Annotated in this window: 23 protein-coding genes; 16 read left to right on the top strand and 7 right to left on the bottom strand. The window is 70.5% G+C overall.

The window, feature by feature from the left end; translation table 11 throughout:
• The first annotated feature begins 127 nt into the window (after positions 1–127).
• Complete coding sequence (gene pdxR / locus ACTFTM_RS13275; protein WP_449566070.1) at positions 128–1,474, top strand: MocR-like pyridoxine biosynthesis transcription factor PdxR; 1,347 nt, start codon at positions 128–130, stop codon at positions 1,472–1,474.
• A 35-nt stretch (positions 1,475–1,509) separates the two neighbouring features.
• Here the strand turns inward: pdxR and ACTFTM_RS13270 are convergent, their stop codons facing one another.
• Positions 1,510–2,226 carry an alpha/beta fold hydrolase gene (locus ACTFTM_RS13270; RefSeq protein WP_449566069.1) on the bottom strand — a complete coding sequence of 239 codons (717 nt, stop codon included), beginning with the start codon at positions 2,224–2,226 and terminating at the stop codon, positions 1,510–1,512.
• Between the two features lie 312 nt (positions 2,227–2,538).
• Between ACTFTM_RS13270 and ACTFTM_RS13265 the strand changes: the two genes are divergently transcribed.
• The 7 genes from ACTFTM_RS13265 to ACTFTM_RS13235 all read left to right on the top strand — a co-directional run bounded on the left by ACTFTM_RS13265 (position 2,539) and on the right by ACTFTM_RS13235 (position 9,268).
• Positions 2,539–4,020, top strand: coding sequence for a family 43 glycosylhydrolase (locus tag ACTFTM_RS13265; protein ID WP_449566068.1), 1,482 nt, complete (start codon positions 2,539–2,541; stop codon positions 4,018–4,020).
• 55 nt (positions 4,021–4,075) lie between these two features.
• The gene (locus ACTFTM_RS13260) at positions 4,076–5,125 is read left to right on the top strand and encodes an SMP-30/gluconolactonase/LRE family protein (RefSeq protein ID WP_449566067.1); all 1,050 of its coding nucleotides are present in this window, start codon (positions 4,076–4,078) and stop codon (positions 5,123–5,125) included.
• A 314-nt stretch (positions 5,126–5,439) separates the two neighbouring features.
• Entirely contained in the window at positions 5,440–5,949 is a 510-nt protein-coding gene (locus tag ACTFTM_RS13255; protein WP_449566066.1) for a hypothetical protein, read from the top strand.
• Between the two features lie 3 nt (positions 5,950–5,952).
• Positions 5,953–6,531, top strand: a complete 579-nt coding sequence (locus tag ACTFTM_RS13250) for a hypothetical protein (protein ID WP_449566065.1) — start codon at positions 5,953–5,955, stop codon at positions 6,529–6,531.
• Positions 6,532–6,536: 5 nt separating this feature from the next.
• Positions 6,537–7,754 carry an MAB_1171c family putative transporter gene (locus tag ACTFTM_RS13245; RefSeq protein WP_449566630.1) on the top strand — a complete coding sequence of 406 codons (1,218 nt, stop codon included), beginning with the start codon at positions 6,537–6,539 and terminating at the stop codon, positions 7,752–7,754.
• On the top strand, positions 7,751–8,593 hold the full coding sequence (locus tag ACTFTM_RS13240; protein WP_449566064.1) for an oxygenase MpaB family protein: 843 nt from the start codon (positions 7,751–7,753) through the stop codon (positions 8,591–8,593). The genes ACTFTM_RS13245 and ACTFTM_RS13240 overlap by 4 nt, the downstream gene beginning before the upstream one ends.
• A gap of 108 nt (positions 8,594–8,701) precedes the next feature.
• On the top strand, positions 8,702–9,268 hold the full coding sequence (locus tag ACTFTM_RS13235) for a hypothetical protein (RefSeq protein ID WP_449566063.1): 567 nt from the start codon (positions 8,702–8,704) through the stop codon (positions 9,266–9,268).
• A gap of 123 nt (positions 9,269–9,391) precedes the next feature.
• Here the strand turns inward: ACTFTM_RS13235 and ACTFTM_RS13230 are convergent, their stop codons facing one another.
• A complete protein-coding gene (locus tag ACTFTM_RS13230; RefSeq protein WP_449566062.1) occupies positions 9,392–10,627 on the bottom strand; it encodes a low temperature requirement protein A in 1,236 nt (411 codons plus the stop codon).
• 157 nt (positions 10,628–10,784) lie between these two features.
• Here ACTFTM_RS13230 and ACTFTM_RS13225 point away from each other — a divergent pair, with 157 nt between their 5' ends.
• Positions 10,785–12,632 (top strand): glycoside hydrolase family 15 protein, encoded by a 1,848-nt coding sequence (locus tag ACTFTM_RS13225; RefSeq protein ID WP_449566061.1) that lies wholly within the window; start codon positions 10,785–10,787, stop codon positions 12,630–12,632.
• Between the two features lie 58 nt (positions 12,633–12,690).
• On the opposite strand, the gene ACTFTM_RS13220 is transcribed toward ACTFTM_RS13225, so the two are convergent.
• Positions 12,691–13,578 (bottom strand): LysR family transcriptional regulator, encoded by an 888-nt coding sequence (locus ACTFTM_RS13220; RefSeq protein WP_449566060.1) that lies wholly within the window; start codon positions 13,576–13,578, stop codon positions 12,691–12,693.
• A 69-nt stretch (positions 13,579–13,647) separates the two neighbouring features.
• Between ACTFTM_RS13220 and ACTFTM_RS13215 the strand changes: the two genes are divergently transcribed.
• From ACTFTM_RS13215 to ACTFTM_RS13200, 4 genes are all read left to right on the top strand, one after another.
• Complete coding sequence (locus ACTFTM_RS13215; protein ID WP_449566059.1) at positions 13,648–14,538, top strand: NAD(P)H-binding protein; 891 nt, start codon at positions 13,648–13,650, stop codon at positions 14,536–14,538.
• A gap of 217 nt (positions 14,539–14,755) precedes the next feature.
• The gene (locus tag ACTFTM_RS13210) at positions 14,756–15,151 is read left to right on the top strand and encodes a GntR family transcriptional regulator (protein WP_449566058.1); all 396 of its coding nucleotides are present in this window, start codon (positions 14,756–14,758) and stop codon (positions 15,149–15,151) included.
• On the top strand, positions 15,148–16,047 hold the full coding sequence (locus ACTFTM_RS13205) for an ABC transporter ATP-binding protein (protein ID WP_449566057.1): 900 nt from the start codon (positions 15,148–15,150) through the stop codon (positions 16,045–16,047). Before ACTFTM_RS13210 ends, ACTFTM_RS13205 begins: the two co-directional genes overlap by 4 nt.
• Positions 16,044–17,009 (top strand): ABC transporter permease subunit, encoded by a 966-nt coding sequence (locus ACTFTM_RS13200; protein ID WP_449566056.1) that lies wholly within the window; start codon positions 16,044–16,046, stop codon positions 17,007–17,009. The genes ACTFTM_RS13205 and ACTFTM_RS13200 overlap by 4 nt, the downstream gene beginning before the upstream one ends.
• Before the next feature lie 131 nt (positions 17,010–17,140).
• Here ACTFTM_RS13200 and ACTFTM_RS13195 read toward each other — a convergent pair whose 3' ends face one another.
• Positions 17,141–17,572 carry a DUF2000 family protein gene (locus ACTFTM_RS13195; RefSeq protein WP_449566055.1) on the bottom strand — a complete coding sequence of 144 codons (432 nt, stop codon included), beginning with the start codon at positions 17,570–17,572 and terminating at the stop codon, positions 17,141–17,143.
• Between the two features lie 141 nt (positions 17,573–17,713).
• Positions 17,714–18,511, bottom strand: coding sequence for a helix-turn-helix domain-containing protein (locus tag ACTFTM_RS13190; RefSeq protein WP_449566629.1), 798 nt, complete (start codon positions 18,509–18,511; stop codon positions 17,714–17,716).
• A 330-nt stretch (positions 18,512–18,841) separates the two neighbouring features.
• On the opposite strand from ACTFTM_RS13190, the gene ACTFTM_RS13185 reads away from it, so the two are divergent.
• Positions 18,842–20,329, top strand: a complete 1,488-nt coding sequence (locus ACTFTM_RS13185) for a sulfatase family protein (protein ID WP_449566054.1) — start codon at positions 18,842–18,844, stop codon at positions 20,327–20,329.
• Between the two features lie 63 nt (positions 20,330–20,392).
• Here the strand turns inward: ACTFTM_RS13185 and ACTFTM_RS13180 are convergent, their stop codons facing one another.
• Positions 20,393–22,036 carry a lectin gene (locus ACTFTM_RS13180; protein ID WP_449566053.1) on the bottom strand — a complete coding sequence of 548 codons (1,644 nt, stop codon included), beginning with the start codon at positions 22,034–22,036 and terminating at the stop codon, positions 20,393–20,395.
• A gap of 330 nt (positions 22,037–22,366) precedes the next feature.
• Between ACTFTM_RS13180 and ACTFTM_RS13175 the strand changes: the two genes are divergently transcribed.
• A complete protein-coding gene (locus ACTFTM_RS13175; RefSeq protein WP_449566052.1) occupies positions 22,367–22,813 on the top strand; it encodes an N-acetyltransferase family protein in 447 nt (148 codons plus the stop codon).
• A gap of 127 nt (positions 22,814–22,940) precedes the next feature.
• Here ACTFTM_RS13175 and ACTFTM_RS13170 read toward each other — a convergent pair whose 3' ends face one another.
• Entirely contained in the window at positions 22,941–24,023 is a 1,083-nt protein-coding gene (locus tag ACTFTM_RS13170) for a trypsin-like serine peptidase (protein ID WP_449566051.1), read from the bottom strand.
• A 204-nt stretch (positions 24,024–24,227) separates the two neighbouring features.
• On the opposite strand from ACTFTM_RS13170, the gene ACTFTM_RS13165 reads away from it, so the two are divergent.
• Positions 24,228–26,168 (top strand): DNA/RNA non-specific endonuclease, encoded by a 1,941-nt coding sequence (locus ACTFTM_RS13165; RefSeq protein ID WP_449566050.1) that lies wholly within the window; start codon positions 24,228–24,230, stop codon positions 26,166–26,168.
• Position 26,169 lies beyond the last annotated feature (1 nt).

Genomic DNA, 26,169 nt, shown 5'->3' with positions numbered 1-26,169 from the left:
GCACCCGACCAACACTTTCCACAGGCACGGATCACGCTGTCCATACCACTTCGACGGTCGCGGAGCGGACCACTTGTCCCTAAATCTAAGCCTGTCAATAGATGGGCAGTCGCGTGGAACGCTGGCAGTGCAGCTCCGTAACGCATTCCGTACGCAGATCGAGGAGGGGGCACTGCGCCCCGGCACCCGCGTTCCGTCGAGCCGGCAGCTCGCCGCCGACCTCGGGGTGTCCCGCAGTGTGGTCGTCGAGGCGTACGAACAACTCTGCGCCGAGGGGTACCTCGTCTCCCACCACGGCTCGGGCACCTCCGTGGCGGCGGCGGCACGGACCGACGTCGCCTCGGCGCTCACCCCGGACGACCACGCGCCCGAGCCGGCGGTCTGCGACCTGCGCACCGGCAGCCCGCACGACTCCACCTTCCCGCGCCAGGACTGGATCCGGGCGGTCAGCGCGGTGGTCACCTCGGCCGGCCGTCGCGAGCTGGGCTACGCCCCGCCGTCCGGCCTGCCGGTCGTGCGGCACACCCTCGCCGGCTACCTGGGCCGGGTGCGCGGTGTGCGGACCCGACCCGAGCGCCTCATGGTCACGTCCGGCTTCGCGCAGGGGCTCGCGCTCCTCTGCCGCGTACTGCGCGACCGTGGCCACGACACGCTCGGAGTGGAGGACCCCGGGCATCCGGGCGAGTGGGAGTTCGTCGCCGAGGCCGGCCTGCGTCCGGTGGGCATCCCCGTGGACAGTGACGGCATCCGGGTGGACGCGCTGGACGCGAGTGGTGTCCGTGCCGTGCTGGTCACCCCGGCCAGCCAGTTCCCCACCGGGGTCACGCTCACCGCGCGACGCCGGGCACAGCTCGTGGCCTGGGCCGCAAGAGTCGACGGGTACGTCATCGAGGACGACTTCGACGCCGCCCTCGTCGCCCCCGCGCAGCGGATGCCCGCGGTGCAGAGCCTCGCGCCCGACCGGGTGGTCTACGCCGGCAGCGCCAGCAAGGTTCTCACGCCGGCGGTGCGCCTCGGCTGGCTGGCCACCCCCGCCGACCTGACCGCCCCGGTCGAGCGGATCCGGGCCAGCTGGGACATCGGCTGCTCCGGCCTGGAACAGCTCGCCTTCGCCCGGCTGATCGACACCGGCGCCTTCGACCGGCACCTGCGCCGCCTCGGTGCGGACGTGCAGAAGCGCCGGCAGACCGTCCGGGACTTCGTCGCCGAGCAGTTGCCCGACGTCACCCTCCTCGGCGCGAACGGCGGGCTCCAGGCGTACCTGCTGCTGCCGGCGCGGTACGCGGAGGAGGCGGTGGTGCACGCGGCCCGGCGGCGGTCGGTGCTGGTCCGCGGTGGCAGCTTCTACGCCCTACGGCCCGACGACCGACCGCCGGCGCTGGTGGTCGGGTACGCCGGGGTACGCGGCCCGGAGCTGGGACGCGGCCTGGCCGGGATAGCCGCGGCGTACCGGGAGTCGACCGGCCGCGCGTGATCAGCCGCTGCGGTCGAGCCCTCGGCGTACGGACGTCAGGTGGCCCGGACCGCCTCGATGATCGTCTCGGCGATCTCGCTCGCGGCCTGCGGGGCCGCCGCCATCGCGTGTGACCCGCCGGCGACCTCGCGCTGGCCGCGCGGCGCGGCCCGCTCGGCCATGAAGCGGTGTACGGCGACCGGGATGTTCCTGTCGGCGTCACCGAACACGAACCAGCTCGGCAGGGACCGCCAGGCGGGTTCTCCGGTGAGCCCGTCACTCAGTGCCTGCTCGGTGATCGGCCGTTGGGTGCGGGCCATCAGCGCGGCGAGGTCGTCCGACGCGTCGGCGCAGAACTGGGCGTGGTAGGCGTCCTGACCGATCGCCACGTCGTTGCCACCGGTCGACAGCGGGTACTGCACGAGCGTCTCCGCGAGCGTGCTGCCCGGGAACTTCGCGTTCAGCGACATCGCGGACTCACCCGTGTCCGGGCACAACGCGTTGACGTACACGAGGGCGCGCACGGACGTGTCGCCCGCGGCGGCCTGCGTGATCACCATGCCGCCGTACGAGTGGCCGACGAGGACGACCGGGCCGCCGATCCCCCGCACCACGTCCCGCAGGTACGCCGCGTCGCCCGCGACACCACGCAGCGGGTTCGCGGCGGCCACGACGTTGTACGCGTCGCCCAACCGCTCGATCACGCCGTTCCAGCTCGACGACTCGGCGAACGCGCCGTGCACCAGGACGACGGTGGGTTGCGGATCGGGCATGACAGGCGCTCCCTCGGTGACGGTGTTACCAGGCCGGCCGCGCCGGTGCGCCTGAGTACCCGCCGTGCGACGGTGAAACATCCGTTCCGGCCGGTCGCGTCACACGACCCGCACGCGGGGGTTCGACCAAACCGCGCCCGCGAACTACCGGAAGACCTTGACACTCGTCGATGTTAGCGCCAACACTGAGCCCGTTACCGGGGCGCAACACTCCCGTCACACATCCTGCCCCGAGGGTGTCCCCCGGAGGGCCGCGGGTTGGCCGATGCAGCAGCGTCGACCAGCGCCGCGCATACAGCTCACGGAGGACAGATGCCGCTGCCACCTGACCAGAGGGCCAAAGGTGCCGGCGTCACGCGTCGCCGCCGCTCGGTCCTGGCCGCGCTGCTGGTGGTGGTCGCCGTGTCGGCCGGTCTGCCGGTGGCGGGGCCCGCGCAGGCCGCACCCGCCGTCAACTACAGCAACCCGCTGGTCAACCAGCGGGCGGACCCACACATCTTCCGGCACACCGACGGCTACTACTACCTGACCGCGACCGTGCCGCAGTACGACCGGATCGTCCTGCGCCGCGCGACCACCCTGCAAGGGCTGGCGACGGCGGCGGAGACCACGATCTGGAGCCGGCACACCAGCGGGGAGATGGGCGCCCACATCTGGGCCCCGGAGATCCACTTCATCAACAACCGCTGGTACGTCTACTTCGCCGCCGGCCGCACCGACGACGTGTGGCGCATCCGGATGTACGTGCTGGAGAACGCCAACGCGAACCCGCTCACCGGAGGATGGACCGAACGCGGCCGGATCACCACGCCCTGGGACACCTTCAGCCTGGACGCCTCGACCTTCGTGGCCAACGGGGTGCGCTACCTGACCTGGGCGCAGCAGGAGCCGGGCATCTCCACCAACTCGAACGTCTACCTCGCCCGTATGGGCGCCAACCCCTGGCAGATCACGGGCACCGTGACCCGGCTCGTCGTACCGACGTACGCCTGGGAGACGCGCGGCTACCGGGTCGCCGAGGGACCGGCGGTGATCCAGCGCAACGGGCGGCTCTTCCTGACCTACTCGGCCAGCGCCACCGACGCCAACTACTGCCTCGGGATGCTCAGCGCCTCGGCCACCGCGAACCTGCTCGACGCGGCCTCCTGGAGCAAGAGCCCCAACCCGGTCTTCGCCACCAGCGCGGCCACCGGCCAGTACGGCCCCGGCCACAACTCGTTCACCGTCTCGGAGGACGGGCAGAGCGACATCCTGGTCTACCACGACCGGAACTACCGCGACATCAGCGGCGACCCGCTCAACGACCCGAACCGGCGGACCCGCCTCCAGAAGCTGTACTGGAACGCCGACGGCACCCCGAACTTCGGCATCCCCGTACCCGACGGCGCCACCCCGGTCCGGCTGCGGTCGCACGACCTGACGACCAGCTACGTCCGGCACTACGACTACCGGGCGCGGGTCGAGCCGAACGTAACCAACCTGGCCGACTCCCAGTTCCGCATCGTCAACGGCCTGGCCGGCGGCGGGAGCGTGTCGTTGGAGTCGACCAACTACCCGGGCTACTACCTGCGTCACTACGGTTTCGCCCTGTCCATCGCGCCCAACGACGGGTCGTCGATCTTCGCCAGCGACGCGAGTTTCCAGCGCCGGCCCGGGTTGGCGGACAGCGCCGGGATCTCGCTGGAGTCCCAGAACTACCCGGGCCGCTACGTACGCCACCGCGACGGCCTGCTCTACCTGGAGGCGGTCAGTTCGAGCGCCGAGCGCAGCTCCGCCACCTTCCACCTGGAATAGCCCCCGACACCGTCGGCCGGTCCCCGCGACCTGTCGACGCCGATTGGAGCACCCGATGAACCGGCGTCCCACCATCGCCATCCTGGCCGGGCTCTGCCTCGCCGTCAGCGCGGCACCCGTCCCCGCCGCCGCCCGAGCGTCGGCGGCCGCCCCGACAGGGGCGTACGCCACGCTCGCCGGCCCGCCCGGCACGCCGCCCGGCGCCTGCCCGACGGGGGCCAGCTACGGCTCGCCGCTGCCGTCCAGTTCCGTGACGGCGCCCCGCATCCAGGGCGGGTTCTCGTTCCTCGAAGGGCCGGTCTGGGTCGCCGACGGCGGCTACCTGCTCTTCTCCGACATGGCCGCCGGCACCGGGCCGTACAACGTGCAGCCGTCCACGATCCGCAGGTTCACGCCGCCGTCGACCTTCGACACGTTCATCTCGAACGCCGGCAGCAACGGCATCGCGCTCAGCGCGGACGGCCAGCAACTCGTGGCGGCCACCCACGACCAGCGCAACGTGTCCGCGTACCGGTTGAGCGACCGGACCCGCAGCACCGTCGCGCCGAACTACCAGGGTCGGGCGTTCAACTCGCCCAACGACGTCGCGGTCCGCTCGGACGGCGTCGTCTACTTCACCGACCCCAACTTCCAGCGCGGCAACCGTCCAGACCAGATGAACGGACGGACCAGCGTCTTCCGCGTCGGGAACGGACAGGTGTCGCTGGTGGACGACCAACTGCGTCAGCCCAACGGCATCTCGCTGTCGCCGGACGGGAGCACGCTGTACGTGGGCGCCTACTCCGAAAACAAGATCTACAAGTACGCCGTCCAGCCCGACGGCAGCACCGGCGCGCGCAGCGTCTTCGTGAACTACATCGGCGGCCCGGACGGCGGCACGATCGACTGCGCCGGCAACGTGTACTGGACCTCCGGCGGTGACTCCCTCGTCCACGTCTACTCCCCCGCGGGCGTCCAGTTGGGCACGATCCGGTCCGGCTTCACCGGGACGACGAACGTCGCCTTCGGCGGCGCCGACCGGCAGACCCTGTTCGTGACGTCGGGTCCACGGAACGACTCCGGCCTGTACAGCGTCCGGCTCAACGTCCCGGGCTACCCGTACTGACGGACTCCGGCCGGCTGTGCGAGCGCCGCAGGGCCGTGGCCCGTCTGCGTACGCGTCTGCCGCCCGTCGGGATGGCCGTGGGAGGAATCCCCCGTTGTGCTCCTCGCGGAGCGGATTCCTCCCCGCTCGCCCCCCACGTTCGGCCCGATCGGACCCGTCGCGCAACAAGCGTTGAGCGGATCGGCTTCCGGCTCAACACATGTTGCTCCAAACAGGAGCGAGCTTACGCTCACGTTCCGTGCGCGTGTCAACGGCTGTTTCGTGACGGGGCATATCTGCGACACTGTCGTTCAGGTCGCCGGAGGGTGAAGAGCATGGTGGACGTTCGGCGCGCGGAGCGGGAGTTGCCGCCCCTCGACACGTTGGCAGCACGGCTGGAGTACCTGTTCGACAAGATCCGTCCCACTGCCGACGAACTCGGCGACTCCGACGAGCCCGGTCGCAGGTACACCAACCGGGAGATCGCCGACAAGATCAACGAAGCGGCGGCCGAGACGGGCGTGACGATCAGCGCCGCCTACATCGGCGAACTGCGTCGAGGCGTGGCGAGCGATCCGCGCACCTCGCACGTACGCGCCCTGGCCACCGCCTTCGGTGTCAACTCGGGCTACTTCGTGGACGACGCGGCGGCACGACGGATCCAGGACCAGATCACGCTGCTCAGCGAGCTACGGCGGATGGACGTCAAGCGGGTGGCGCTGCGGCAGGTGCTCGCCGACAACGGCCTCTCGGCGACCGACACGCGGCTCGTCGAACAGATGGTGGCCCGGCTTCGGGCCGTGGCAGAGGGCACCGACACGGCCGCGTCCGACGATCGCCGGTAGCCGATGGCCGTGCAGATCCTGCGGTGGGAACACACCGACGAGTGGGAGAACACCGACGTGACGTCGCATCGCCTACGCCGACGCTGCGCGCGCATCGTCGCCGAGCTGGAGATTCCGCAGCCCTTCGACATCCGGAAGCTGTGCGACGCCCTCGGCGAGCGGCGTGGCCGGCCCATCCACCTGGTGCCGATCAAACTGCCGGCGCAGACGGTGTGCGGCATGTGCGTGCCGACGAACGACTTCGACGCGATCTTCTACGAGCAGGACACCTCACCCCTGCACCAGCTGCTGATCATCGGTCACGAGTTGGGTCACCTGCTCGCCGGCCACCAGGCCACCGAGGTGCTGGACGCGGACGCGTCCCGGCTGCTGCTGCCCGACCTCGACCCACAACTCGTGCGGCGCAGTCTCGGCCGCAGCAACTACGCCGCGACCGAGGAACGCGAGGCTGAGATGATCGGATCGCTGCTGCTGCGGCGGGTCCGCAGCGGGCGCGGCGACGCGGACGAGGCGCCGGTCGACGGCCAGGACGCCGAGGTGTACGGCCGGTTGCGGCACTCCCTCGAACACCCCCACTGGTGACCGGAATGGACACCGTCCTCTACGCCGTCTGCGCGGCGTCCGGTTGGGTGGCGTTCGCCTACATGGTGCGGCTGCAACGCCGTCATCCGAGCCGGGCCCGCCGGGCGATCTGCGCGGGCCTCGGTGCGTTCGCCGCCGGAATCACGGTCGCCATCCCGCCCGTCGCCGTCGCGATCGACGACGCGTCGGGCCTGCCCAACCTCGCCAAGATCATGGCGCACGCGGGCGCCCTGACCATCTCGGCGAACGCCGAGATCATGCTGCTGCACTTCGCGCTGCCCCCGGCGACGGCCGCCGTCCGCGCCCGCCGCTGGGTCTGGGTCACCGCGTGCGCGTTCCTCGTCATGCTGGGCCTGTTCGCCGTCACCCTCACGTACGACGAGCCGGTGCGCCTGACCGTCGAGTACGCGACCGACCCCGTCGTCACCGCCTACCTGCTGATCTTCCTGCTGCTCGGGTTCTTCGCCTACTGCTTCGACATCACCCGCCTCTGCTGGGGCTTCGCGAAGATCTGCGGGCGCCCCTGGTTGCGCCGCGGCCTGCGCATCACCGCCGTGGGCGCCGCCTTCGCGCTGCTCTACAGCACCAACAAGATCGTCTACCTCGTCGCCTACTGGGCCGGCTACCGGCCGACCGGCGAGCGGCAGATCGCGGCGGTGCTGGTGACCATCGGCGCGTTGCTCATCACGATCGGCCTCACCATGCCGGCGTGGGGCCCCACGCTCAAGTTCGGCCAGCGGTGGGAGGACTTCCAGTCCTACCGGCGACTCGAACCGCTCTGGCGGGACCTCGTAGCGGCCCTCCCCGAGCTGGAACTCGACCCCACCCTGCGCCGCCGGTTCGCGGCCCTGCGCGACACCGACTACGCGCTCACCCGCCGGGTCGCCGAGATCCGCGACGTCCGTTTGGCGCTGCGCCCGTACACCGACATGGGGGTGACGGCGCTGGCCGAACGGTTCGCCGAAGGGGCCGGTCTCGGCGCCACCGAGCGGCAGGCGGCGATCGAGGCCGCGCACCTGGCCTGCGCGCTGCGGCGGCATCGGGCCGGCCGGGTGGCCGCGGCCCCGCAGCCCGCCGACGAGCTGCACCGGCCGGACGGTGGCTACGCCGGCGAGGTGGCGTGGCTGACGCTCGTCACCGACGCCTACGCCCGATCACCCGTGGTGGCCCGGACGCTCGCCGCCGCCACCGGGCAGCAGACGGCGGGAGACGCGCGTCGATGAGGGGCCGCTACGACAATCTGCGGCGGATCCGCACGCTGGACCCGCAACGCGACTACCTGGACATCTACCAGACGATGCTCCGCTACGAGTTCCCCTGGGACATGAAGCTGGGCCTCAACCTGGCGTTCAACCGATCGTTCTCCGTCCCGGCCATCGCCGCAGTGCACACCGCCACCGGCGAGCTGACCGAGCGCACCCAGAAGCGCATCGACGACACCGGCCTGCTGATGTACGAGATGGTCCTCAACGGCTTCGACCAGCCTCGGGGCCGTGACGCCCTGCGGCGTGTCAACCAGATCCACCGCCCGTACGACATCGGCAACGACGACTTCCGCTACGTCCTGGGCTGCCTCGTCGTGATCCCGATCCGGTGGCTGCGCGCCTACGGCTGGCGTCAGCCCTGCTGCCACGAGCGGCAGGCCACGTACCTGTTCTACCGGGAGCTGGGCCGACGGATGGGCATCACGGACATCCCCGGGTCGTTCGAGGATTTCGAGACCTGGTTCGACGAGCACGACGCCGCCCACCTGCTGCCCAACGACGACGCGGCGGCCATTGAGCGGGCCACCCGCATGCTGATGCTCGCCCGCCTCCCCCGCACGCTCGCGCCGCTGGGAAACGCGCTGGTCAGCGCCATGTACGACGAACCGCTGCGCCGCGCGACACTGGTCGACGCGCCGCCGTGGCCGGTCCGGGCCGGGCTGCGCCTCGCGTTGCGGACGCGCGCGCGGTGGCAGCGGTTGTTCGGCGCGCCGCGGACCACGCCGCTGTTCGCCGACGGCATCAGAGCCAGGACCTACCCCCAGGGGTACGAGATCAGCCAGCTCGGCCCGCACTGACCTGCGGCTGGTTGGCGCAGCGAGCGCCGGGGCGGGAACGGCTTGACGTGGCGGCCCCCGTCACGCATGGTCAGATATCGGCAACCTTCTATGATCTGAGGAGGACCGATGAAGGCACTCGCCACCACCGCCGCAGCCCTGCTGCTCCTGGTCACGGGCGGCGCGTCCGCCGCACGGGGCGCATCCGACGTACCACCGGCACCCGCCGCGCCCTGCGCCGGGCAGGTTCACCCGAACCCGTCGTTCGAGCGCGGCGCCACCGGCTGGACCGCCGGCCCCCGCATGGTCGTGCTCGGCGACGAGACCCGACCCGCACACACCGGTCGCGCGTACGCCACGTTCGCCGGGTTGGATGTGACGCGTAGCGACCTGCTGCGCACGACCGTCACCGTACCGGCCGACTGCGACCTGACGGTCCGCTTCTGGGTCCGCACCAGCACCACGGAAACCACCCGCGGCGACTACCTGAACGTCGGGCTGGCGGTCACCGGCATCCCTCCGAAGACGAGGTTCTCGCTGGCCTTCGACGGCGGGGCCCAGTGGCGGCAGTACAGCATGTCGAGCGGGACGGCGGCGGTCGAACGCACCGCGACGGTGAGCTTCCTGAGCAGCGAGACGGCCGGCAACGGCGTCACGACCTTCGACGTCGACGACGTGACCTTCGGTTTGAGCTGAGGACACCAGGGCGGGCGGTCGGCGTGACCGCCCGCCTGCGCGCCGCAGACCCGCGGGACCGCCGGGACGCCCCCGACAGGTCCCGCGCGGGGGTGACGGCCGCAGGCCCGCTGCGGCGCACCGTCACGCCTCGAAGTCGTCCCCCTCGGGCGACTCCCGTCCGGCCGACGGACGGAGGACCTGCGGCGCGGACCGCCGACTGCCCAGCGCGTCGAGGACCGCGACCAGGGCCAGCGCCCCGGCCGCCGCACACAGGCCGACCATCGGCGGCCACCGGGTCAACGCCGGCGTGACCAGCAGCAGGACCACGAATCCGATCGTCCGCGATCGGGAGATCCGGCCGAACACTTCGTACTCCAACCGCAACCGCGCGACGAGGAAGAGCGCCGGCCCACCCACCACGAACAGCAGCCACGTCGGCCGTGGCGCACCGAACGGGTCGTCGATCACCAGTTCGTAACCGACCGAGGTGAGGAGCACGCTGAGAACGATGAGCAGGTGCGTCCGCTCCGACGTCCTACCCAGGCGAGCGGGCTGACCCGCCCGAGCCAGCGCCTCGGTCAGCAGCAGACCGGCGCGGTGGAAATAGATCCGCCAGATCAGCGCGCTGGTGACGAAGGCGACCGTGAAGGCGGCCGCTCGCCCCGCGGAGTAGTCCCGGCCGCTGAAGACCACGCCGATCACCAGGATCGACTCGCCGAGCGCGATGAGGAACATCTGCTGGTAGCGGTCCGCGAGGTGCGTACCCGCGATCCGCCAGCGCGCCACCGCGGCGGCCCCCAGCCGCGGCAACGGCCATCCCAGAATCCAGGCGAGGTAGTCGACGCCGACGGCGACGGCCCACAGCGGCAGGCGCAGTCGCTCCGGGCCGAGCGCGCCGACCAGCCAGATCGGCGCGCTCAGCACAGCCCACGCGGAGAGCCGGAACGCGACCAGCCGTCTCGGATGGCCCCGCAGCGCGGCCGCGATCACCATCGGCCGCACCACCATCACCAGCAGGTACGCGACCACGAACGGCAGGGCCCGCTCCTCCATGGCCCGTGGCAGCGTCACCGCCATGACCAGGCCGGCGAACATCGTGCCGACCACGACGGCCTGGATGACCCATCGCTCCGGCTCGTAGCGGCTGGTGATCCAGGTGGTGTGCGACCAGATCAGCCAGAGCGCCAGGAACAGCAGCAGGGTGCGGCCGAGACCACTGACGAGCGCCCCTCCGGTGTCGCCGTCCAACTCGGCGAAGCGCTGCGAGACCCGCGTGAGGGCCACCACGAAGGCCAGGTCGAAGAAGAGTTCCAGGAAGGTGGCGCGGCCCGCGCTGTCGGGAGGGCGCAGGAGGTCCGCCCCGCGTGTCGCCGACATCGTTCCCCTCCGTCCGCCCTCGTCGCACCAACGAGCGGCCCGCCCGGGGGGTGGGCCACCTGGCACGCGGCAGGGTGGTTGAGCCCGAATCTCACCTTATTCGACAATTTCTCCCCTTAAGTTCGATGCGCAGGACGCGGCCGAACCGGGGAGAAACGTGGACAGCTATCCGGCGATCGAAGATCACGGACTCATCGGCGACCTGCAGACCGCCGCGCTGGTGACATGTGACGGCACCGTCGACTGGTTCTGCGCGCCGCGCTTCGACTCGCCGAGCATCTTCGCCGCGCTGCTGGACAAGGACAAGGGCGGCTACTTCCGGATCTCGCCGCACGACGTGCGGTACGTCACCAAGCAGCTCTACCTCCCCGGCACACCCATCCTGATCACCCGGTTCATCAGCGCCGACGGGGTGGCCGAGGTCATGGACTTCATGCCGGTCACCGGTGAGCGGGCCACCGACGCGCACCGGCTGGTCCGCATCGTCACCATGGTCCGCGGCAGCATGCGCTTCCGGGTGGAGTGCCGGCCACGTTTCGACTTCGCCCGGGAAGAGCACCAGATCGAGCGCCACCGCAACGGCTACGTCTTCCGCAGCCCGTCGACGACCCTGACGTTCCACCCGGTCGACCCGGTACGACGGCTGATCTCGGAACACGGCGACGTCCGCATCGAGGGTGGCGACCTCGTCGCGTACGGGACCCTCAACGAGGGCGACGCCGGCGGCGTGGTCCTGGAGACGGGCGACACCGAGCCACGGATCTTCCCGCCGGAGGAGATCCAGGGCATGTTCGAGTGGACGCGGGACTACTGGCGACGCTGGCTGGAACGCTCCAGCTACACCGGCCGCTGGCGGGAGATGGTCGAGCGCTCCGCCATCACGCTGAAACTCATGACGTACGCGCCGACCGGCGCGATGATCGCCGCGCCCACCGCCGCGCTGCCCGAGCTGGTGGGTGGCAGCCGCAACTGGGACTACCGCTACACCTGGGTACGCGACACGTCGTTCTCGGTGCACGCGTTGCTCGGCCTCGGCTTCACCGAGGAGGTCAGCCGCTACATGGACTGGCTGGACGAGCGCATCCGCACGGCCAGCGACCACCAGGACCCACTGAAGATCATGTACCGGGTGGACGGCTCCTCCGACCTGCACGAGGAGGTGCTCGACCACCTGGAGGGCTACCGCGGTTCCCGGCCCGTGCGCATCGGCAACGGCGCCGCCGACCAGCTCCAGCTCGACATCCACGGCGAGGCGCTCTACGCCATGCACCTCGCCGACGAACAGGGCATCCGTGTCTCACACCAGGTGTGGAAGAGCACCGTCCGGCTGGTCGACTGGCTCTGCCACAACTGGGACCAGCGCGACGCCGGCATCTGGGAGAGCCGGCACCACCCCCGGAACTACACGTTCGGACGGGTGATGTCCTGGGTGGCGCTGGACCGGGCCATCCGCCTGGCCAACCGCACCGGCCGCCCCGGCGACCTGACCTGTTGGACCGAACAGCGCAACCGCATCTACAACCAGGTCATGGCCCGCGGTTACCACCCGGAACGCGGCAGTTTCGTGCAGGCGTACGACGAGAACGTGCTCGACGCCGCGCTGCTGGCCATGCCGGCGGTCGGTTTCGTCACCCCGAGCGACCCGCTGTGGCTGTCCACCCTGAACGCGATCGAACGCGAACTCGTCTCCGACAGCCTCGTCCACCGGTACGACCCGGTCCACTCCCCCGACGGCCTCCCGGGCCACGAGGGCACCTTCAACATGTGCACCTTCTGGTACGTCGAGGCGCTGGCCCGCTCCGGCCGCCTCGACGACGCCCGACTCACGTTCGAGAAGATGTTCACCTTCAGCAACCACCTCGGCCTCTACGCCGAGGAGATCGCCGCGACGGGTGAGCAGATCGGCAACTACCCCCAGGCCTTCAGCCACCTGTCGCTGATCAACACGGCGCTGACCCTCAACAGCCTGCTCGACGCCGAGGCCGACGCCCGTCGCCGCCGCTAACGGCGCGGCGGGGCGTCACGGATGGTTGACCCGACCGGTGCGCGACGCCCGAGCGCCGTCAGGCGGTCTCGGCAGCGCCCGCCAGCCGGCTGCGGCGGGCCGCGATCGCGGTGGCGATCCGGACGAACGCGGCGACCGCGAGCGAGCGCGAGTTCTGCGGCCACGCCACCGAGAACGCGGCCTCCGGCGCGTCGTCAACCGGCCGCCAGGTGAGCTGCGGTCGGGAGTTGCGCTCGGCGAGCGAGACCGGGAGCAGCGCGAGCATCCGGCCGAGTTCGATCTGACGCAGCATCTGCACCATGTCCCCGAACGGCGGCGCCTGCTCGCCGCGTCGTACGTAGACGTGCGCGCCGGGAACAACCTGCTGATGCCCGGTCTCGATGTCGGCCATCCGGAGCCGGGGCCGTCCGGCGAGCGGGTGTCCGGCCGGTAGCGCCAGCGCCTGCGGCTCGCGCAGCAGCGGCTCGACGTCCAGGCCATCGGCGTCGAACGGCTCGATGACGATCGCCACGTCGGCCTCGCCCGCGCGCAGCAGGGCCGGCTGCTCGCGCCAGCCGGTGAACAGGACCTCGATCGGTACGGCGGCGTGCTCGGCCTGGTACGCCGCGAGCACATCCTCGAGCAGGCCACCCTCGACGTCTGCCTTCACCGCGACCACCAGCCTGCCTCCGGGCACACCCGCGGCCCGTCGGGCGCGCCGGGTGGCGGCGTCGAGCGCGACGAGCGCCGCCCGCGCGTCGGCGAGGAGCGCCGCGCCCGCCTCGGTGAGGGCGACGCTGCGGGTGGTGCGGTCGAGAAGACGGACACCGAGGTCCGCCTCGAGCCCGGAGATCGCCCGCGACAGGGCCGGTGACGCGATGCCGAGCCGCTCGGCGGCCCGGGTGAAGTTGAGCTCCTCGGCGACGGCCACGAAGTAGCGCAGCGGCCGGGACTCCACGGGATTCATACCCTGAGGATAATAATGCCGCCCGAACTGGTCCTTCTGGCCCGCGATCCCCCGCGCCACGATGGGAGCATGATCGTCATCACGACTCCCACGGGCACGATCGGCGCCGCCGTCGCCGAGTCCCTGCGCGCCTCCGGCGCGCCGCTGCGCCTGATCGCCCGCGACCCGTACCGCCTGCCCGCGACCCTGCGCGAGCACACCGACGTGGTCGTCGGCTCCCACGCCGACCCCGCTGTGCTCACCACCGCGCTGACCGGCGCCACGGCGCTCTTCGTGCTCGTGCCACCGAACTTCGGCGCCCCGGACGTCACCGAGCACTACCTCGGCTTCGCGCGCCCCATCGCGGAGGCGGTGCGTGCCAACGGCGTACCCCGTGTCGTGGCCGTCTCCTCGCTGGGCCGGGGATTCGACGGCCCGGCCGGGCTGCTCTCGGCGGCCTGGGCGATGGACGACACGCTGGAGTCCAGCGGCGCCGCCTACCGTTCGCTACAGGCGGCGTTCTTCATGGAGAACCTGCTGCACCAGGTCGACCTGATCAGAAGCCAGGGGACGTTCGTGCTCACCGTCGACCCCGACGCGCCGCTCGCGGCGGTGGCCACCAGCGACATCGCCCGCGCGGCCGCCGGCCTGCTCAGCGACACCACCTGGACCGGCCAGGAGGACGTGCCGGTGCGCGAACCCGTCGACCACACCCCGCGCGAGATGGCGCAGATCATCTCCGCGACCCTGGGCCGGCCGGTCACCTACCAGCAGGCCACCCTCGACGACCACCGCGCCCGGTACGCGTCGTCCGGAGCGAGCCCGGCGGTCGTCGACGGCCTGATCGAGATGGCCGAGGCGCAGACCAAGGGCGTCTACCCGCCCGCCCGTGCCGGAGGCGTCGGGACGACCTTCCGTCAGTGGTGCGAATCCGTGCTCGCCCCCGCCGTGGCAGGCAACGGCCCGGCCGAACGCCTCTAGGGTCTGTTGCCCAGGAGCGGTCGAGCCGAGGCGGAGTCCGGCCGGCGGCCGGCGGTGGCCCTCGGTCACCGCCGTGGGGCGGGTGCGGTTCTCAGCGGTATACCTCAGAGGCATATTGATACCTCTGAGGTATACCGCCCACCAGCACATCGACCCGGCGGCAGCGCGCCCCGAACGCTGCTTTACTATGGTCCTAGTAAAGCAGTAAGGGGCTACCGTGTTCGTCTTCCGGCTCGACACCCACTCCGGTGTGCCGCCGTACCTGCAACTCGTCCAGCAGGTCCGCCAGGCGGTGCTGCTGGGCTTTCTCCAACCCGGTGACCGCCTCCCGCTCATCCGCGAGGTGGTCGAGGACCTGGCGATCAATCCGAACACCGTCGCCAAGGCGTACCGGCAGATGGAGCAGGAGAACCTGGTCACCGGCCGGCCCGGGCAGGGCACGTTCGTCAACGCACAGCAGTCGGCCGCGATGTCGGCATCGACGTACACGTCGCTGCGCCGCGGCCTGGCGACCTGGCTGCGCCGCGCCTACGCGGCCGGCCTCGACGAGCAGGCGGTCGACGCACTCTTCACGTCCGTGCACCAGCAGACGAGGAACGAGGACGTGGCGTGACAGCGACCGGGTTCGCCCTGCGCACCGACGGTGTGGGCAAGCGGTACCGGAAGGGCTGGGCGCTGCGCGACTGCACCCTGGCCCTGCCGGCGGGCGGCGTGATCGCCCTGGTGGGGCCGAACGGCGCGGGCAAGACCACGCTGCTGCGCCTGGCCGTCGGATTGCTGGCGCCGAGCGCCGGCACGGTGGAGGTCCTCGGCCACGACGTCACCGCCAGCACCCCGCAGACACTGTCCCGGGTCGGGTTCCTGGCCCAGGACCACCCGCTGTACAAGCGCTTCACCGTCGCCGAGATGCTCCGTTTCGGCCGGGCCTGCAACCTGCGGTTCGACCAGGGGCTGGCCGAGCGCCGGCTGGCGAAGCTGGGCATCCCGCTCGACCGCCGGGCGGGCACGCTCTCCGGCGGGCAGCAGGCCCAGGTGGCGTTGGCGCTGGCCCTGGCGAAGCGTCCGGAGCTGCTCGTCCTCGACGAGCCGGTGGCCAGCCTCGACCCGCTGGCCCGGCACGAGTTCCTCCAGGTCCTCATGGGCGCGGTGGCCGAGGGCGGAGTGACCGTCCTGTTCTCCTCCCACGTCGTGCACGAGCTGGAGCGCGTCTGCGACCACCTGGTCGTGCTCAACCAGGGCCGGGTCACGCTCACCGGTGACATCGACACCCTCCTCGCCGAGCATCGGCTGCTCGTCGGCCCGCGCACGGCCACCGACCTCGACCGGGCCGGCACCGTCGTCGAGGCCGTCCACAGCGACCGGCACACGACCCTGCTGGTACGCGACGGCGGGATACCGGCCGCGCCCGGATGGCAGGCCCAGCCGGTCGCGTTGGAGGACCTGGTGCTGGCGTACCTGCGCCGGCCGTCCCCGCCGACCGCCCCGGTCACCTCGGAGGTGGCGGCATGACGTGGTTGATCTGGCGCCAGCACCGGACCGAGGTCTGCGTCCTGGGTCTGCTCGTCGGCATGTTCGCCATCGCCCTGCTCGTGCTCGGGACCCAGGCCCACGACCTGTTCCCCGACGGTCCCGCCCGGTGCGCGGGAGACGCCGGCACCAACGAGGCCTGCGCCGCGTCCTTCCGCCAGCTCGACGAGGGGTACGGGTACGTCGAGAACCTCCTGGCGGCCTTCTATCTGGTCCCCGTCGTCATCGGCGCGTTCCTCGGCGCGCCGCTGCTCGCGCGTGAACTGGAGGACGGCACCTGGCAGCTCGCCTGGACACAGGCCGTGCCACGGATGCGCTGGCTGGCGACCAAGCTCGTGGCGCTGGCCGGCGTCACCGTCGCCCTCACCGGGATGTTCACCGCGGTGCTCACCTGGTTCCGTCAGCCGTTCGACGCGTGGGAGGGGCGGTTCCAGTACGACGCCTTCGACCTGGAGGGACTTGTACCGGTGGCGTACGCGCTGTTCGCGTTCGGCGTCGCCACCGCCGCCGGGGCGATCCTGCGGCGCAGCCTGCCGGCGTTCGGCGTCGCGTTCGGGGCGTTCCTCGCCGCCCGGATGGGGGTGGCGCTGGCGGCCCGTCCCGCGTACGCCACGCCACTGACCAGCATGGAGCCGGTGCCCGTGGGCGGCGCGAGGGACCAGGCGGGGCACCGGATCGCCGACTGGACGATCGAACGCGGCTACGCGGACGCGACCGGGCACAGGCTGAGCGCGACCGAGTACCACGAGCTGGAGGCCGCCGCCGACCGGGCCGGCACCAACCTCAACCAGTTCCTGCACGCGCGGGGCATCCAGCAGTTCGGCGTCTACCACCCGGCCGACCGGTTCTGGACGTTCCAGCTCATCGAGGCGGCCCTGTTCGTCGCGGTCGCGGCGGTCCTGATCGGTGTGGTGGTGTGGCGGGTACGACGCCGGATCATCTAGCGCCCTGACCGCAGACGCCAGTCCGCCCAACACGACGAGGGTGGCTCTGTGCTCCGACATCAGGCCGCCGGTCGGAGCGTCCGGCCGTTCGGACCCGGTGCGCATGAGGATCCCTTACCGCCGATCAGCGGTCAGCGGTGCATGTCGGCGCCTTTGAGCACCTTGTCCACCGCGTTGCGCGGGCCGTAGACCGCCAGCCCGACGAGGTCGAGCTTCTCGGTGGGTACGGCCCGCACGGCGGACCGGTTGTCCCGGTCGTTGCCGGTGGCGAACAGTTCGGCGGTGAACACCGACAGGGGCAGCCCCCGGCTGAGGGCACGCTGGTGCGCCAGCCGCAGCAGTTCCTTGTCGCCCTGAAAGACCAGGACGGGCTGGCGGAACATGGGCAGGTACTGCACGCCGCCGGCGTCCTCGTACGGCTCGCCGATCACCTCGGGCAACGCGGTACCCATCCCACTGACCAGGAACGCCGTGATGTTCAGGCGCTGCCAGGGCAGCACATCGTCGCGGAGCAGCACGGCGATCTTCGTGTCGAAGCGTACGGGTGCTGGTTCAGGTTGCATGGACCGATCATGTGACGCGGGACCATCCGCGGTCTTGTACGAAGTTGACATCGCCCCGGCGGCAGCGTGTGCCGTCGTCGGCTCCGCACGGGACGCAGGGCGGCACGGGTGACGTCCGCGGCCGCGCCCGGGCAGGCGGGGTCACGCGCCCGGGTGTTGCCCGCCCGGCCGGACTGTCCGGGCGAAGGCGCCCGGGCTGACGCCGAGGATCCGCTTGAAGTGGCGGGCCAGGTGGGGCTGGTCGTAGAAGCCGCTGCTCGTGGCGACCCGGTCCAGGGGGTGCCCGTCCAGGATCAGGCGTCGCGCCTCGTCGACCCGGCGCGAGGTCAGGTAGCGGTGCGGCGACATGCTGAACTCGCGGCCGAACGCCCGGACCAGGTACGAGGGGTCGAAGTGCAGCAGCCGACCCGCCTCGTACAGCGAGACCCCGTCGGCAACGTGCTGCTCGAGCAGATCGCGAAGCAGGTAGGCGGCCCTCGGATCGGCGTCCGGCAGGACGATCCGCTCCCCCAGGCGGGCGCGCACGCTGTCGGTGAGCAGAGTCAGCAGCGTTTCCGCCCGCAATTCGTCACCGGGTTGCAGAAATGCGCCGTGCAGCGCCGATATGGCGCCACGCAGCCACGGATCAGGAAAGCTGGAAATGCCGACCGATCGACCGGCGAGGTCGGCCGACAGATGACTCGCGTCAAGATAGATCACGCGTTTCCGAAAGCCGTCCGGGCTGGCCGAGCGACCGTTGTGCGGAACGTGCGGAGGCAGAAGGGTCACCAGCTCACCGAACGCGCAGCGCTCGTGCCGGTGCAGGTCATAGCGCACCGCGCCGTCGTCGACGATGAGTAGCGTCCAGGTGTCATGAGCGTGCATGGGATAGGCATGATCGGTGAGGTGGGCATGGAGCACCTCGGTGACGCCGGGCAGTTTCGGACGCCATGCCTGCATCTCCGTAGCGGGCTGCTCGTTCCGTGGCACAGGAGCATCCTTCCCGCACCGACGAGGAACTTCCACCAGAACCGGCTCTCGCGGCGAACCCGCAGGGCTGGTGCAGGTGCAGGTAGTAGGCGCCCTCGCCGTAGTCGTCCAGGTCCGCGCCGCCGAGCCACAGGTTCCGGCGGCTGCCGTCCGCCTCGGCCGTCCTGCCGCCCTCGAGCGCGTAGCCGAGGACGCTGACGTGCAGCTCGTCCGCACCTGCCGGCGGACACGGCACGGTGTTGATCGGATCATCACCACCTGTTGAATAGATGCTGACAAATTTTGACGAGGCTTGACGGCATGGTCATCACCCATCGACGTCTCGTCGCCGCCACCCTCGTGACCGCGCTCGCCCTGCTCGCCGCATGGACACCGGCACGCGGCGCGGAGCCGGCCCCGGCACCCACCGCCCCCAACATCATCTTCGTGCTCGTCGACGATCTCGCGTGGAACCTCGTGCCGTACCTGCCGCAGGTGCGGCAACTCCAGGATGAGGGGGTCACCTTCACCAACTACACGGTGACCGACTCGCTGTGCTGCCCGTCCCGCTCGTCGATCCTGACCGGCCAGTTCCCGCACGACACCGGCGTCTTCACCAACGGTGGCGCCGACGGTGGGTTCGCCGTCTTCAAGGGCCGGGGCAACGAGAGCCGGACCTTCGCGACCGTGTTGCAGGGCAGGGGCTACCGGACCGGGTTCATGGGCAAGTATCTCAACGGCTACCTACCGGCGGACACGCAGGGCGGGTCGCAGCCGTACGTCCCACCGGGTTGGTCGGAGTGGTACGTGGCGGGCAACGGGTACCCCGAGTACAACTACGACCTGAACGAGAACCACACCGTCGTCCACTACGGCAGCCAACCCGCCGACTACCTGACCAACGTGCTGTCCCGAAAGGGCAAGGACTTCATCCAACGGGCGGCGGCGGCCGACACGCCGTTCCTGCTGGAAGTCTCCACCTTCGCCCCGCACAGCCCGTTCACCCCGGCCAACCAGGACCTCGACGACTTCCCCGGACTCACCGCCCCGCGCACCGCGGCCTACGACCGGCTGCCCACCAACCCGCCGTCCTGGCTGGCCGGCAACGGGCCGCTGACCGCGCAGGAGAGGAGCACCCTGGACACGAACTTCCGCAAACGCGCCCAGTCCGTGCAGGCCGTCGACCGGCTGATCGGCAACCTGCGGGCCCAGCTCACCAGCAGCGGCATCGCCGACAACACATACGTCGTGTTCAGCTCGGACAACGGCTTCCACATGGGCGAGTACCGGTTGACCGGCGGTAAGCAGACCGCCTTCGACACCGACGTGCGGGTCCCGCTCGTCGTCGCCGGGCCCGGTGTCGTGCCCGGTTCCCAGCGTGCCGAGATCGTGCAGAACGTCGACCTGGCGCCGACCTTCCAACGCATCGGTGGCGCCGACGTCGGCACGCACGTCGACGGGCGCAGCCTGCTCCCCCTCACGCAGGGTGAGTCGACGCCGAACTGGCGTACCGGGGCGCTGGTCGAGCACCACGGCCCCAACCAGGCGGCCGACGACCCCGACGCCCAGGACCGGCGCAACGGCAGCCCGAGCACCTACGAGGCGCTGCGGACAGCGACCTACACCTACGTCGAGTACTCCAACGGCGAGCGGGAGTACTACAACCGGACCGCCGACCCCCACCAGCTCGACAACATCGCCGCCAGCCTCTCGGCGACCCGCCTGGCCGCGCTGCACGACGCGCTCGCCGCCTACGTCGCCTGCCACAGCCACTCGACGTGCTGGACGGCGGGGCACGTGCCAGCCTGACGAACCACCGGGCACGATGGCCCTGGCCTGCGACAACCGTTCCGTCGCAGGCCAGGGCGGCCCTTAGACGAGGTCGAAGGACTCCCAGGGGCCGATAGCCGTCCGGTTCGCGATCAGCGCCCCGGCGCCGGCGTCCTGGGCGCACACGTACATGCCGTTCGCGCCGCTGCGGAAGCTGACGCTGCCGTCCGCGTTCGCCACCCGGGTGAACGTCTCCCAGCCGCCGATCGCGTCCCGGTCGGCCACCAGCGCCGCCGCGCCGGCCTGCTCCGCGCAGACGTACTTGCCGGTCCTGCTGGATCGAAGGGCCACCAGACCGCCGCCGGCGTCGACGACGGTGAACGTCTCCGACGCCGAGGTCAGCGAGGCGACCAACGGCGATCCCCCGACGAAACGGCCGTTGGCCCGGGACCGGATGCCGACGGCGGCGGGCGGGGTCGGCGTGGAGCCGAGCACCGGCGCGGTCGGCCGGGTGGCGGTCAACGCGATCTGGCCCTTGAGCATCCGGCCACCGTCACCGCTGAGCCGCAGGTAGTAGTCCGCCGAACACTTCGTGCCGTCCTCGTCCAACGCCAGGAACTTCGAGCCGACCGGGACGAACGCGGCGGTCTCGGCCGTCTTGGCGATCTGGTTGCCCTCGTTGTACTCGTCGAACATCGAGATGTAGATCGCCGGCGCGCCGGCCCTGATCACGTTGTAGAACTGCCGCCACATGAAGTCGCCGTGCGCACGCTGGCGCTCCTGCAGGTCACCGGGCAGCACGCACGGTTGGTAGTCGATGCCGTGCGCCACGCAGTCCTGCACGTCGGGAAGCGTCACGTTGGTGTAGAACCAGTCCGACCCGGCCGCGTCGCCGATCCGGCCCACCATCCACGGCGAGATCATGTCGTACGCGTGGTAGACGTCGGAGAAGCCGGGCCGGGAGTCGCCGTTGCTGTCGCCGTTGCGCCAGTGCGTCGGCGTCCCACCCATCACGTACACGCCCTGCGCCTTGAACCAGTTGATGACGTCCAGGCAGACCGGCGCGCTCCACGGGTGGTTGGCGTCGTTGAAGCCGAATCCCCAGATGCCGACGACGGGCTTGCCGTTCTGCCTCGCGTACGCCGGGGAGGCCGTGTACGCCTTCATCTTGCTCGTCCAGTCGTCCTTGATCTGCTGCTGCATGTCCGTCCAGCCGCTGACGTCGTACATGATGTAGAACTTGCGGCCGAATTCCTCGGCCGCGTTGCGGACCTTGATCGTGACGGCGTCGCGGATCGGGCCCTCCCCGCCGACCGGGTTGAAGCGTTGCAGCGCGGCGGTGTCCAGCCCGTTCTCGGCCATCCAGCGGAAGTGGGTGTCCACGGTCTGCTGGTCGTAGGACGAGAACAGCGACGCCGGCTGCCCGTTGCCCAGGTTCTGGTACCCGGTCTTGTACACCCGGTCGTAGTCGCGCACGTCCGGCCAGGACTTGAGCGCCTCGTTGACCGGCGAGGGGGTCTTCTGCCAGTCCTGCCCGTAGTGCCACCAGCCCGACAACGGGCTGCCGTCGCCGGCCCCGGTGAACCATCCCTGGTAGCCGACGGTGATCTTTCCGACCACGTCGCCGGGCGGGCTGACCGCGGCGGCGGCCGGACTGGCCGCGAGAGCGTCGAGCGAGACGCCGGTGACGGCAGCCGCGGTGCCGGCCATCGCGGAGCCGAGCAGGGTACGGCGGGAGAGCCTCATGACGGTGGCTACTTTCCTCAGGGGATGTTTCGCCCGGATCGTGAAGCTGAGGGTGATCCGGACGGGATGAGGTTAGTGAGCCGGTTTGCCGAGCATCAAGCTACGCGGAAGAACTTCAAAGAACCTTAAGAGTACGAGGATTCCTGACGCGGCCATCAGCGGTTTCGACACCGGAGGTGATCCGGATCATCGCGTCAGCACCGAACTTGTCGTGTGCCACGAGCATCTCGGTACGTGGAGGCTCCCACCTCGGCCCGACGGTATCCGCGTTTCTGGTGAATGAGATTTCTGGTGAATGAGTGTTCTGGAGCAGTACGGCAGGCAGCCGAGGTGATCACCTCGGCAGGTCACCGGCTGCGCATACGTCGCGCCACGACGGACGATCTCGACCTCGTCAATCAATTCCACCTGCGGGACTGCTCCGCCGCGAGCCGGGCGGACCGCTACCACGCCGGCAGGAACCGGATCCGGGCGGCTGAGTGGCGGCACCTGACCCATCCGGACAACGGCTACACCATCCTGGTCTCGACACCTGACCGGAACCGCCTGGTGGCCCTCGCCCATCTCCTCTGGCAGAGGTCCGCGCCGCCGGAGGTCGCGATTCTGGTAGCCGACCACTGGCAGGAGGTCGGCGTCGGCACGGCGGTCGCCCGGTGGCTGGTCGGACTGGCCGCCGCGCACGGACACCGTGTTCAGCAGGCCCACATCGCGCCGCACAACGTCCGCGCCCTCCGGCTCGCCCATCAGTTCGGCGCGATCGTCGACGGCATCGGCTGACCAATCGGCCATCTAGCCCCCGTCCCCGTCTCGGCACGGGCTGACCGGCTCGGCCGTTCGGCCCGCCGCCGGGCAGGTCGATCCGTCTCGACGATCGACCTGCCCGGACTCAGCACAGCCGGGAGATTCAGGCGTCGGCCTGAGCCCGCTGGGCACGGTCGTACAGCGGCTTGGTGATCACCGAGGTGAACTGCGGGCCGACCAGATGACGGGTACATCCCTCGTGATCGAACTCGCACGGCTTGTGCGCGGCGTCGAAGTAGTCGGCCCAGGTGTTGACGCCCACGACGGTTCCTCGGCCGGACTGGGGATCGAATCTCGCCATGCGCGGGCCGCCGCTGGAGCCACCGCCCATCACACAGGCGGCGCCCCACTGGCCCTTGGGAGTGGGCCAGTCGGCGGTACCGGGATGCTCCCATGCCTGGCCCGTGCAGTAGGCGAGCCGACGACCGGTGTACTCCGCGAGGCCCTCCTTGGCCGGGTCCGAGGCGGCGCGTGGGTAGCCGAACTGGAAGACGAGCTGCCCGCCCGGCAGGTCGAAGCCGACGCTCTGCGCGGCCCCGACCGCGTCCTGCACCCGCCGGCCCTGCTCGTTCCTGTTGAGGACCACGAAGGCCTGGTCGTACGAGTCGAATCTCGGGTCCTGGCCGTTGTTCCGCGTCCAGGCCGAGTCGACGACCGCGATGCGTCCGACGAACCTGCCGTAGGGTGCCCGACCCTCCCGGTAGCCCGGTACGAACATCACGTGTGTCGCCCACTCGCCGTTCTCGCCGAGGAGATCGGTGCTGTGCACGCAGTGCCCCGCCGTCACCACCGTGCTCCGGTTGGCGCTGTCGACAACGGTCGCCGTGCAACTCGAGTCCTCGCCCTGGCTCGTGAAGAACAGCCGGCCGACCGTCGCCACCACGGCGTTGGACCGGGTCCAGGGAGCGCCGTCGGGTCCACTCGTCGGAGGCTTGCCGGACAGGGGCTCGTTCAGCGCCGCGAGCCGCTCCGACGTCCAGTAGTCGAGGACCGTCTGTCGCTCGGCGACGGTTGTCGCCTGCTCATGTGTGGCCACGCTCGTCGCCGTGGCGACCGTCGAGAAGACAGGCGCGGCGGCGGCCGCGCTCGGTACTAAGACAGCGGTTCCGAGGACAAGCATGGCCGACGTCAGCATGATCGGGGCACGTCGGCCCTCGCCCAGCCAGCGGCGTTCTGGTGTCGTCATGCGCGACAACCTACGGATCGAGTGTCAGGAAGCTGTCAGGAAGCGTTGAGCAGGGGATTGTGGAGTGCGCGGTGACCGTCCACCGCGGAGGCGTCACCGCACCGCCTCTTTCGTGAGAGGCCGTCAGGTACTGGACAGCGCTCACGGGAGTCTTTCTCTACCGTTGGCGTTTCGCGGCTCAGTCGGTCCAACGGGGAGGACATCATGAGCGGGCGGCGGCAGGCCCTTCTGTGCGGCATCTCGGTGGCCCTGTTAGCGCTCACCGGTTGTACCGGCGGAGACAAGAAGATCGAGGTAAGCACCAAGGACGCTTTCACCGCGGCCGTAGAAGCGATGCGGCAGGCACCCGCGCTGCAGTACACCTCGGATCTGATGGGGATGGCGGTCACCACACGCGCGACCAGCGCCGGCCAGTCTCTGAGCACGATCGCCCTCGGCAGCATCAACCTGCAGAGTTTGAGCATCGGCGGCAGGGCCTATGTCCGCTTCCCCGACGGCTTCGCGGTCCCTGGCACCGACGGCGCGCAGTCGAGTCTGTTGACCGGTAAGTGGCTCACCGGAGGAGCCGCAGCCGGCCTCGCCGCGCAGCAGCCTCTCACGCCCGGGTCGCTCGCCGACGCCGTCGACGAACGCCTCCGCGCCGACGGCACCACTTTCCCGCGTTCAGCTGAGACAACACCGGTGGACGGGGTGACGACCTGGAAGGCCACCACCGCTCAGGCCGAGATCTTCGTGAGCACGCAGCGTCCGCATCGGCTGGTGCAGATCGTGTCCAAGGAAGGAGGTGGGTCACTCCCGTCCCTGCCGAGCCTGCCGGCCTTCCCGACCAGGTCCGGTGCTCCCTCAGCCCCTGATCTACCGAGTCTGCCGTCGGTGCCGGACCTGCCGTCACCGCCCGGCATGCCAAAGCTGCGAGGCGCCGCGCACACCGTCACCGCCGGGGCCGACAGTGGCGGTTCGCGACAGGTCAACTGGCGCCGGATCGCACCTGCGGCGCCGACCTTGCCCGGACGGATCCGCGTGACCGACATGGGGCAACCCGAGGTGGATGCCCTGTTCCGCGACCTGACCAGAAACGCCAAGGAGCTGGAGAGTTCGTTCGACCTGTCCTACCAGTTCACCGCCAAGGGCAGCGCCCGCTTCACCGGATGCGGTCCCGGCGCCTGCCGGATCACCGTCACCATCAGCAGCCGCTTCGTGGGCAGGGACCTGCAGACGCCCAAGTCCGCCAGCGCCACCATGACCGTCACGATGACCGGTGATGGCAGACCAGTCGGCGGCTGCACCACCGCAGGCACCCTGCCGGTCAACGCCACCGGCCAGCTGAGCTGCACCAACGTGTCTTCCGCCTGGACCAGCTGGTACCTGCGGGCGCGCACTCAGCGCGGCGCGCACGTCTACGCGGCGCAGGCTCAGGTGCTGGCGCGTGCGGTGACCCGCGTGCAGGTCCAACGGATCCTCGACGAGCTGCAGGAGTGGCTCGACGATGCCCGCACCCGGCCGCAGCCGACGCCCACGCCGAGCGCGTCACCCGCACCGGCTACCGCCTCCCCGTCGCCCAGCAGAAGCACATGCCTGAGTTCCCTTCCGCCGGGCGCGCAGGGCAGCGGTGGCGGGTGGATCGTGAACACCACACAACCGGTGGCCCACCGCAACAAGACCACCACTCCCCCGGGCGGTCCCGGTGCTCGGGCCAGCCAGGCGACCGCCTGCATCACCAGGCCCGCCGCGAAGGGGACCGCCGCCCAGGGAGACATCACTGGCTGGCAGGACGCCCAGTTGTTCGCCACCAGAAACGGCGGCGGCAGCCTCGCCCGGTGCCACCTCATCGCCAACGTCCTCGGCGGCAAGGGCATCGCGGCCAACCTGGTCCCCTGCTGGCAGGTGGGGATGAACACCGGCACGCCCAGCATGCGCACATATGAGCAGACCGCCCAGACAGCGGTGGGACGGTTGAACGCCGGCGAGGCGGTGTACTACGAGGTGACAGCGCAGTACCGCGACGCCACCAGTACCATCCCGGCGTCGGTCACCATGAGCGCTACCGTCCAGAGGGCCGACGGCACGACGCAACCCCTCTTCAGCGGCAGTATCGTGCCGAACAATCGGACGGTCAACGGAGCGGTGGTCAACCTTGGAAACTGAC

The organism is Micromonospora sp. RB23, from assembly GCF_053585025.1.
Note: the sequence above shows the minus strand (reverse complement) of the source record. Positions and strands in the feature narration are given on the sequence as shown.

Coding starts and splice junctions, on each gene's coding strand:
- ACTFTM_RS13245 (WP_449566630.1), top strand. CDS start 6,537: ATGGACACCGTCCTCTACGCCGTCTGCGCGGCGTCCGGTTGGGTGGCG.
- ACTFTM_RS13220 (WP_449566060.1), bottom strand. CDS start 13,578: ATGAATCCCGTGGAGTCCCGGCCGCTGCGCTACTTCGTGGCCGTCGCC.
- ACTFTM_RS13270 (WP_449566069.1), bottom strand. CDS start 2,226: ATGCCCGATCCGCAACCCACCGTCGTCCTGGTGCACGGCGCGTTCGCC.
- ACTFTM_RS13230 (WP_449566062.1), bottom strand. CDS start 10,627: ATGTCGGCGACACGCGGGGCGGACCTCCTGCGCCCTCCCGACAGCGCG.
- ACTFTM_RS13215 (WP_449566059.1), top strand. CDS start 13,648: ATGATCGTCATCACGACTCCCACGGGCACGATCGGCGCCGCCGTCGCC.
- ACTFTM_RS13240 (WP_449566064.1), top strand. CDS start 7,751: ATGAGGGGCCGCTACGACAATCTGCGGCGGATCCGCACGCTGGACCCG.
- ACTFTM_RS13195 (WP_449566055.1), bottom strand. CDS start 17,572: ATGCAACCTGAACCAGCACCCGTACGCTTCGACACGAAGATCGCCGTG.
- ACTFTM_RS13200 (WP_449566056.1), top strand. CDS start 16,044: ATGACGTGGTTGATCTGGCGCCAGCACCGGACCGAGGTCTGCGTCCTG.
- ACTFTM_RS13170 (WP_449566051.1), bottom strand. CDS start 24,023: ATGACGACACCAGAACGCCGCTGGCTGGGCGAGGGCCGACGTGCCCCG.
- ACTFTM_RS13180 (WP_449566053.1), bottom strand. CDS start 22,036: ATGAGGCTCTCCCGCCGTACCCTGCTCGGCTCCGCGATGGCCGGCACC.
- ACTFTM_RS13165 (WP_449566050.1), top strand. CDS start 24,228: ATGAGCGGGCGGCGGCAGGCCCTTCTGTGCGGCATCTCGGTGGCCCTG.
- ACTFTM_RS13255 (WP_449566066.1), top strand. CDS start 5,440: ATGGTGGACGTTCGGCGCGCGGAGCGGGAGTTGCCGCCCCTCGACACG.
- ACTFTM_RS13235 (WP_449566063.1), top strand. CDS start 8,702: ATGAAGGCACTCGCCACCACCGCCGCAGCCCTGCTGCTCCTGGTCACG.
- ACTFTM_RS13265 (WP_449566068.1), top strand. CDS start 2,539: ATGCCGCTGCCACCTGACCAGAGGGCCAAAGGTGCCGGCGTCACGCGT.
- ACTFTM_RS13185 (WP_449566054.1), top strand. CDS start 18,842: ATGGTCATCACCCATCGACGTCTCGTCGCCGCCACCCTCGTGACCGCG.
- ACTFTM_RS13250 (WP_449566065.1), top strand. CDS start 5,953: ATGGCCGTGCAGATCCTGCGGTGGGAACACACCGACGAGTGGGAGAAC.
- ACTFTM_RS13190 (WP_449566629.1), bottom strand. CDS start 18,511: ATGCAGGCATGGCGTCCGAAACTGCCCGGCGTCACCGAGGTGCTCCAT.
- ACTFTM_RS13260 (WP_449566067.1), top strand. CDS start 4,076: ATGAACCGGCGTCCCACCATCGCCATCCTGGCCGGGCTCTGCCTCGCC.